This is a genomic window from Streptomyces laurentii (assembly GCF_040635425.1).
GTDB lineage: Bacteria > Actinomycetota > Actinomycetes > Streptomycetales > Streptomycetaceae > Streptomyces > Streptomyces laurentii.
In genome coordinates this window covers 1-8,348 of the sequence record NZ_JBEYHT010000112.1, presented here as the reverse complement: position 1 = coordinate 8,348, position 8,348 = coordinate 1, and the positions used below count along the sequence as shown (strand labels likewise).

At 70.0% G+C, this 8,348-nt stretch carries 3 protein-coding genes and 1 pseudogene; 1 reads left to right on the top strand and 3 read right to left on the bottom strand.

Annotated elements, in window-relative coordinates; genetic code table 11:
- Positions 1-378 precede the first annotated feature (378 nt).
- Positions 379-1,584 (top strand): transposase, encoded by a 1,206-nt coding sequence (locus ABZ693_RS35610; RefSeq protein ID WP_359885643.1) that lies wholly within the window; start codon positions 379-381, stop codon positions 1,582-1,584.
- 388 nt (positions 1,585-1,972) lie between these two features.
- On the opposite strand, the gene ABZ693_RS35605 is transcribed toward ABZ693_RS35610, so the two are convergent.
- From ABZ693_RS35605 to ABZ693_RS35595, 3 genes and pseudogenes are all read right to left on the bottom strand, one after another.
- Complete coding sequence (locus ABZ693_RS35605; RefSeq protein WP_359885642.1) at positions 1,973-4,807, bottom strand: helix-turn-helix transcriptional regulator; 2,835 nt, start codon at positions 4,805-4,807, stop codon at positions 1,973-1,975.
- 173 nt (positions 4,808-4,980) lie between these two features.
- Positions 4,981-6,966 (bottom strand): S8 family serine peptidase, encoded by a 1,986-nt coding sequence (locus ABZ693_RS35600; RefSeq protein WP_359885641.1) that lies wholly within the window; start codon positions 6,964-6,966, stop codon positions 4,981-4,983.
- A gap of 209 nt (positions 6,967-7,175) precedes the next feature.
- A pseudogene (locus tag ABZ693_RS35595) lies at positions 7,176-8,143 on the bottom strand (IS5 family transposase).
- Between the last annotated feature and the right edge of the window lie 205 nt (positions 8,144-8,348).

The following is an 8,348-nucleotide window of genomic DNA, read 5'->3' as shown; positions in this document are numbered from 1 at the left end:
AGCTACAGACCCTCCTCGCGACATGGACCGGCGTCTGCCCCACCTGTCACCGCGGCATACCCACACCAACACCAACCTGACCAAGCCCTACTAGTCCAACGCCGTTGCGTTTGAGTCTTGAGTCGCAGGTCAAGCCCTGGTGAATGACTCAACGGGACGTCCTGATAGATCAGCTTGTGTCGAGCAAGAAGATCATCGGGAGTCCCGTCGCAGGAGAAGTCTGTCATCACGCGCACGGTCGAGGCGGCCGGGGGTGTGTACGCGCCCGGTCACTTGGGCGAGTTGACTCAGATCGTGGATCGCGCCGGCCCTGTTCGAGGACTGCTCCTATCGGGGGTGTGGGGCAAGTTGACGGCGGGGCCGGAGGGACTGCCGTTGGTGCGTCCGGCGGTCTCCTCGCTGTCCAGGGCCCGAGGGCGAATAGGCGCGGCACCGCTGCGGCGGCTGTTCGAGATCCTCGCCGGGCCCGTCGCCCACCTCGGGCAGGCTGGTTCGTTCTATCGAGGGCTTCGGACCGTGGCCGTGGACGGCACTTTGCTGCACGTGCCCGACGAGGAGGTGCTCACCTGGCGCTATCCCAAGCGAGTGGGCGAGAGCGTGGAGTTCGGCTACCCGCTGCTGCGACTCGTGGTCCTGGTCGAGTGTGGCACCCGTGCCGTGATCGCCGCCGCGTTCGGTCCCGAGAGCGACGGCGAACTCACCTACGCGGGACGCCTGTTGGGTGCCCCGGACCATACGATGCTCCTGCTGGCCGATGCCGGCTTCGACGCGAACACCTTTGCCCGGGACATCCAGGCCACCGGCGCCCAGTTCCTGGTGCGCTCCTCCGCCCGCCGGATACCCACCCCCTTCCAACATCTGGGTGACGGCTCCTACCTGGCCCGGATCGGCTACGGCGTCCTGCCCGTCCTGCTGACCGTCCGCGTCATCGAGGCGTCAGCCACCACAACCCTGGCCGACGGCACCGTCCGCACCGAGCAGTGGCGCCTGCTCACCAGCCCCCTCGACCCGGCCGCCCACCCAGCCGCCGGGCTCGTGGATCTCTACCACGAGCGATGGCAGTCGGAGACCACGTATTTCTCGATCAAGGCGACCATGCTGGACGGCCGGGTCCTGCGCTCCCGCAGCCTCCAAGGTCTCGACCAGGAGGTATACGCCCTGCTCACCACCTACCAGGCCCTGATCCGCGCCGCCGCCGACACCGCCTGCATCCAGCCCGGCCTGGACATGGACCGCATCAGCTTCACCGTCCTGCAGACCACCGCCGCCGACACCGTCACCACCGCGACCGGGGTCCTGCCCCCAGCGGGACCCGCCGAGCTCGTCGGCACCATCGGCCGGGCCGTACTCGACGCCCTGCACCCCGCCCGCCACCGGCACCGCGTCAAGGCCCGCACCCGCAAGAACCCCACCAGCAAGTACGGACCGAACACCGGACAACACCCCACGACCAGCCAGAACTACACCATCCACAGCACCGTCACGTTCTTCGAACACGGACTCTCGACCCGCCCACGGACAAAAACGCAACGGCGTTGCGCATGCGGCCGTCGGTCGACCCCCGGCCATCACGGAGGCGGTTGAGTGGCAGACCCGTGCGATGCGCGCGCTTGGTGGCTAAGACGTTCCCCGATGCGGAGACGGTGCTGGACAATGCGTTGTCCTTGATCGCGGCGATCCGCGCCCAGCACCGTGCACGAGCCGAGCAGGCCGGGACGGCTCACAGCGTGCCGCAGCTGGGGCGGACCGCGTGACGTGGCGGGCGGTCCGCAAGGACCTGGTCTCCGCCTGGCTTGAGCCACGCAAGAAGCTCCCGCCTCGCCCTATGGCCATCGATCCGTACAATCCGGTGCCGTTGCCCCCACCGGCGGGTGGGTGACCATCGTGGGCTGCTCCGACAGCCGTCTCCTCGCCGCCCGCAGCAACCGTACGGCGTGCAGGTCATGTGGGGCGCGACTTGGGTGTGTGTCTATCAAGGTCGCGACGCATTCGCCCTGGAGTGGGTTCCCCCGCTGTCACATCCGTGTCGCGGGGAGGGGGACGGGCTGTCGGGGAGGCGGCCGACGAGGGAGCAAAGCTGGGTGCGGGACCGCACGCTGAGCTTGCGGTACACCCGGGTCAGCGTGCTCTCCACGGTCTTCGTGCTGAGGAACAGCCGGGCCGCGATCTGCCGGTTCGTGGCTCCCTCGCTGACCAGGACAGCGATGCGGATCTCGGCCTCAGTAAGGGAGGCGAAGTCGGTGGTGCCATCGGCCGGTACGGTGGCGGTGCCGGTCTCGCAGCGACGGAGAGCCCGCTCGGCCTGATCGACCCAGGGAAGGGCCTCGCAGGCGGCGAACAGGTCGCGAGCCTCCTCGGCGGCCCCCCGGGCGGCGGCCCGGCGTCGTCGGCGGAGCTCCAGACGGCAGGCGACGAGCAGACAATGCCCTTCTTCCAGGGGCTGCCCCAGCGCGGCGAAGCGGCGGCGAGCCGTCTCCAGACCTGCCATCGCCGGGCCGGGGTCGCCCTCGGCCCCGGCCGCCATCGCCTCGGCGCGCAGCAGTTGGGCCGCCACGGCTCCGCCAGAGGTGTCCGCGCCCCCATGCGTCAGTGCGGCGCGGGCCTCGGCGATCACCTGGGCGGCTTCCGTAGTGCGGCCCAGACGGGCCAGGCCCAGGGCGAGGTCACCGTGCCAGCGCAGCACCAGGGGGGCCATCAGCCCCCGGCGGCGCTCGCCCTCGCGGACCCGCTCCAGAGTGCGCACCGCAGTTGTGGGATCGCCTTGCCGTAGCTGGACCTGTCCCAGGACGTGCAGGCAGCGGCCGATGTGGATCGCGTCGTACTCCTGCTCGGAGGCCCTGACACCCCGCTTGGCGAAGGCTGCGGCGCGGCTCAGGCTGCCGCCGGCCAGTTCGGCGACGGCGCTGGTGTACCAGACCGGGCCGGGGCTGGTGCCGCATTCGCGGGCGACCCGGCCCGCGCGGTGTGCGTAGTACAGGGCGTCCCGGCAGCGGCCCATCCGGGCGCAGACCTCGGCCAGGCAACGTAGCACCAGGACGAGTTCGTCGCCCTGGCCCCGCTCCACCCGGCTGAGCATCCGGAGCAGCTCCGTTCGTGACTCGGCCAGACGGTCGTCGAAGAAGGCGAAGCGTGCCGCGTAGAAGCGCGGCGAAAGTGGCAGCAGTCCGTCGGGCACCGGCGCGGGCGGGTCGAGGGCCGCGGTCAGGGCGCGCTGTGCCTCGGCAGGGCGGGCTGTCAGCCGATCGGTGAGCGCCTGCACGGTCAGCGCCAGTGCTTCGGTGCTGCGGTCGGCGGCGGAACGGGCGAGGTCGGCGGCGGCGACGGCTTCGCTGCGGGAGCCGGGCAGGTCACCCCCGACCATCCGGGCCCAGGCCAGCCGGAGCCGCACCTGGGCGGTGAGCGCAGCGTCGCCTTCCGCGTCTTCCAGGGCGCCGGCCAGTACCTCGTCCATGCGGGCCAGCGCCTGGCTGGACAGATCGGCCAGGGCGAGCCGGACGCGTACCCGCTGGGAGCTGTGCGCGTTGGCGGACAGCACCGCCTCGGCAGCCTGGTGCACGATCTCCGGCAGGGACTCGGCGGCCCCGGCTTCGGCCGCGGCGGCGAACCACTCGAAGCGTTCGGTGCCAGCCTCGGCCGGGGTACGGTCGGCGGCCAGCAGGAACATCCTGGCGGCCAGCGAGCGGGCACCACTGCCCAGCGCGATCCTGGCCGCGGTGGCCAGCGAACGGCCCTGGGTCAGGTCGGGGGCGGCCAGAGCCTGATGCCGGATCCGTCCTGCGGCGTGCGGGACGGCGACGGCCAGGGCGCGATGGGTGCGAGCGCGCTGCTCGGCGGTGGCGGTGTGAGCGAGGACGGCGGCAACGGCGGGCGGGGTGAACCGGATACCGCCGTCGCCCTGCACCAGGAGCCCGGCGGCGGACGCCTCGGCGATGTCGCGCGCGGCCCCTTCGTGGCCGGCTCGCCGCAGCAGGTCGACGGTGGGCGCGTCGGCCAGGGCGGCAGCGAGCAGGGTGCCGCGCACCTGTCCGGGCAGGCCCTCCAGGCGCCGCGCGATCACTGCCCGCAGGGTGGGCGGAAGTGGTAGCGGGCGCAGGTCGCCGACGGGCCGGTCGGTGGCGGCACCGGCCAGGGAGAGCGCCAGGAACGGGTTGCCGCCGGAGTCGGCGTGCACGGTGTTGGCGACGCGGTCCGGTAGGGCTAGCGGGGCTAGCATCTCGGCGAGCCGGCCCGGGGAAAGTGGGGGTACCGGGACTTCCACGCCTCCGTGAAGGGGGCGGGTGCCGGGCAGTGCGGCGCAGACGCAGCCGAGGCCGGAGCTGCCGAGCCGGCGCACCGCGTAGGCGACGACGGCGGCGGATTCGGCGTCGACGCAGTCCAGGTCGTCGACCAGGAGCAGGGCTGGTCCCCCGTGCACGTAGCGGCTCAGCAGACCGTGGACGGCGAGCCGGGCGCCGTGCGGGTCGGGGCTGCGGTCGGCCCGGCCGCGTACCAGGATCGCATCGACGGCGGCCCGCTGGCCGTCCGGGAGTTCGTCGGCGCCGGCTCCGAGAAGGTGCCGCAGCAGATCGACGGTGGCGGTCCAAGGAAGCCACCGCTCGGCTTGCGTGCCCCCGATCCGCAGGACGCGCTCTCCGAGTTGTCCACCGGTGCCGAGTGCGGTGAGCAGAGCGCTCTTGCCGATGCCGCTGGGGCCGGTGAGGAGGACCGGGCGGGCGGCGGCCAGGTGCGACCGGACGGTGGCGAGCAGTGACGCGCGGCCGACCAAGGTCGGGCTCGCGGACCGGGACGGTTGGGGGCCCGAGGACACGGTGGTTCCCCTCCTGTACCGACAGCGCTGTACGCTCGCACCATAGTCACAGCCGGGTGGCGTATCAATGGCTGGAACACGTCCGGGCCCGGGGCGGCATGCCACCCCGGGCCCGGACCGGCCGATGGTCACGGACGCTGCCGGGACCGTACCGCGACCGGCATCCGTGAGCGTCAGATCACGTTCACGGTGATGTCGTCGAGGACGAAGGTGGTCTGCCAGATGTAGTCCTCCGCGTACAGGAAGCGCAGGGTGACGTCCTGGCCCGCGAAGTCGGCGAGATCCAAGGACCGCTGGTAGTAGCCAGTGGCGGAGTAGCCGTTTATGTTGGAGTAGGTCTCCACGGTCTTCAGGACCTTGGTGCCATCGGCGTTCAGCACCTGGACCTTGAGGGTGTCCCAGGGACCGTTGCTGGATTCGTCGGTGTCGACTCCCAGCCAGAAGTCCAGGCTGTACCGGGCGCAGCCGGCGGGCAGCGACACCCGCTGACTCAGCGAGGCCGAGGCGTTCGTTCCCTTGCCGCCCATCACGGCGTTGCGGGTTCCGGTGTGCGCGGGCCACCCGAGGTGCTCACCGATGACGCCAGCTGGGGCCGTCCAGCCTGTGCCGCGCTCCTCGAAGCTCGGGTTGACCAGGTACTGGCCGCTCTGGCACTCGGCGGTGGAGACGGAGAGCGTGTAGGTCGCCGTGTAAGCGACATCCGGGGTCGTCGCCCTCAGGGTGATCGGGTGGACACCGCCGGGCGTCAGTTGGGAGGTGGTGATGGTCAGGGTGGCGCTCTGCCCAGTGGTGACGTCGGCCGGGCCGAAGGTGGCCGTGGCGCCGGCCGGGAGTCCCTCGGCGCTGAAGGTGATGCTCTGCGCGTCGCCCTTGACCAGCGCGGTGTCGATGGTGGTGGTGAGCGACGCTGCGCCCTTGGCCAGGCCCGAGGACGAGGACAGTGTCATTCTGAAGTCACTGGCGAGGGACTCGCTGGTGATGCGCAGAAGCTTGTTCGGCGAACCGGTGCCAGGATCGTTGATGACGCCGCTGGTTGCGTCTGCGACCATCGCCTCGCGAATCTGTGCGGGCGTCCAGTCCGGGTGGACTGAGGCGATCAGCGCGGCGTTGCCCGCGACGTGCGGGGTGGCCATCGAGGTGCCGCTGATCGTGTTGACGGCGGAGTCGCTGCTTTTCCACGCCGAGGTGATGGAGCTCCCAGGCGCGAAAATGTCCACGCAGGTCCCGTAGTTGGAGAACGACGAACGATCATCGTTGGACGTGGTCGCCCCGACGGTGATGGCGGCCGTGGCGCGGGCCGGGGACTGATAGCAGGCGTCGGTGTTGTCGTTGCCGGCAGCGACTGCGTAGGTGACGCCGGAGGCCGAGGAGGCGGCGATGGCGTCGTCGACGCTCTGACTGGCCGGGCCACCGAGACTCATGTTGGCCACTGCGGGCTTGACGGCGTTGGCGGTGACCCAGTCCACGCCGGCGATGACACCGGAGAAGCTGCCGGTACCGTCGCAGCGCAGCACCTTGACGGCCACGAGATGCGCGTCTTTGGCGACGCCGTAAGAGCTGCCGGCAGTGGTGCCGGCGACGTGGGTGCCGTGTCCGTTGCAGTCGGTGTTGATCTTGTCGGTGGTCGTGTTGACGCCCCATGTGGCCCGCCCACCGAAATCTTCGTGGGTGGTGCGGATGCCGGTGTCGATGATGTAGGCGTGCACGTTGGAGGCAGTGCCGTTGTAGGTGTACGCGTCATCCATTGGCAGGTTCGCTTGGTCGATGCGGTCCAGGCCCCAGGACGGCGGGTTCGTCTGGGTCGCGGAGACCGTGACCTCGCGGTCGGCCTCGACACGGAGGACGTCAGGATGAGCGGCGAGGGCCAGGGCCGCCTGCTCGCTCATGGTGGCCGAGAAGCCGTTCAGGGCCCGGCGGTAGACGTGCGTGACCTTTCCGTTGTGCTCGTTGGCCAGCCGCTTCGCTTCACTGGCGGCGGAACGCCCCCTTTTGAGGGTGACGATGTAGCTGTCCTGGACCCGGTCGGGGGCCTTTGCTCCCACGATCTTCGGCTCCGCTCCCTTTGCCGCTGTCTGGGCGGACGCCGGGACGGCGGTCGCCGAGACCATGGACGCGGCGGCCACGGGGGAGACGAGCAGCATTCCAATTGACCTGATCATGACATACCTTCGCCGCATGGAGTGATCCTCACTGATTGCGTTTCTGCGCCCGCCGCTCGGAGTGAGCGAATCCGGGTTCCGGGGCAGGGATCGTCCTGCCTGACGGCCCCGTGGGCCCGCTCACTCTAGAAGTCGGTCACTCCCAAGTAACCAGGGATATCCCTTGTGTTTGAGCGCCGGGTGGATGGTTTGCATGGCACGCCCTTCCCCTACCCCCTTGAACTGCGCAAATGAGCGCTCCGCATGGTCGCTGAGGCACGGAGATGGAGGCCAGCGAGGCAGCTCTCGGGTGTCTTGTCATATCGGGTGGCGATGCCCCGCCAGGCCTTCAGTCGGTTGATCAGGCGCTCGACGGTGTTCCGCTCCTTGTAGAGGTCTGCGTCGTGGCTGACGGGTCGGCCGCCCCTGGAGCCCTTCTTCTTCCGGTTGGCGGCCTGGTCCTTCTTCTCCGGGATGACCGCCTTGATGCGGCGTTTGCGCAGGTGGGCGCGGTTGCCGCGGGACGAGTACGCCTTGTCCCCGGCGACCGCGTCGGGGCGGGTGCGGGGACGGCCGACGGCCCCGCGGACCCGTATCTTCCTCAGTACGGGGATGAACTGCGGGCTGTCGGCGGCCTGTCCCGCGGTCAGGATGAACGCCAGCGGGCGGCACTTCCGGTCGCCAGCGACATGAATCTTGCTGGTCTGCCCGCCCCTGGAACGTCCGAGGAGGGCGGCCTTCAGCCGGAGTTTGTGCCGTCGCCGGATGCGTCGCCGTTCTTCCCGCTCAGGGGCGCTTTCGGTCTCCTGCCCGGTTTGTTCGCCGCAGTCGCCCCCTTTGACCTGGCCTTCTCCGCCTCGGCGGCGGCTTTCTCCAGGGCGGTGAGGACCTCCTCCTCCAGGTGCATGCCGGCCGCGTCGTGGTGGGCACGGGCGGTGGTGGAATCGATGCCGACCAGGGACAGGTCCACCTCGCCCCGCTTCGCGGCCTGTGTGATCAGGCCCTCCATCAGGGCTTCGAAGACTCCGGCGTCACGCCACTGCCGGAAGCGGTTGTGGACGGTCGACCATGCACCGAACTCCGTCGGCATCTCCCGCCACTGCCCGCCCGTCTCGAACCGCCAGATCACGCCCTCGAACTGCTGACGCAGCCGCTCGGGGTACGGGCCGTACTCACCGATCGGCAGGTACGGCTCGATGAACTCCTACTCCACATGCGTCAGTTGCATGCGAGTCACCCAAGAAGGTCTACCTGCCCAGACCCCGCCGCGCAGGCAAACTCGGAGATTGATCACGACGCAATACGCTCCCTAGTGCCGCATCAGGCAACCTTCGCCTCTCGTGACGAGTCGCCCGGTCGCTGCGGTTGGCAGCTCCGGGCGATCAGAATGATCACGTGGCTGA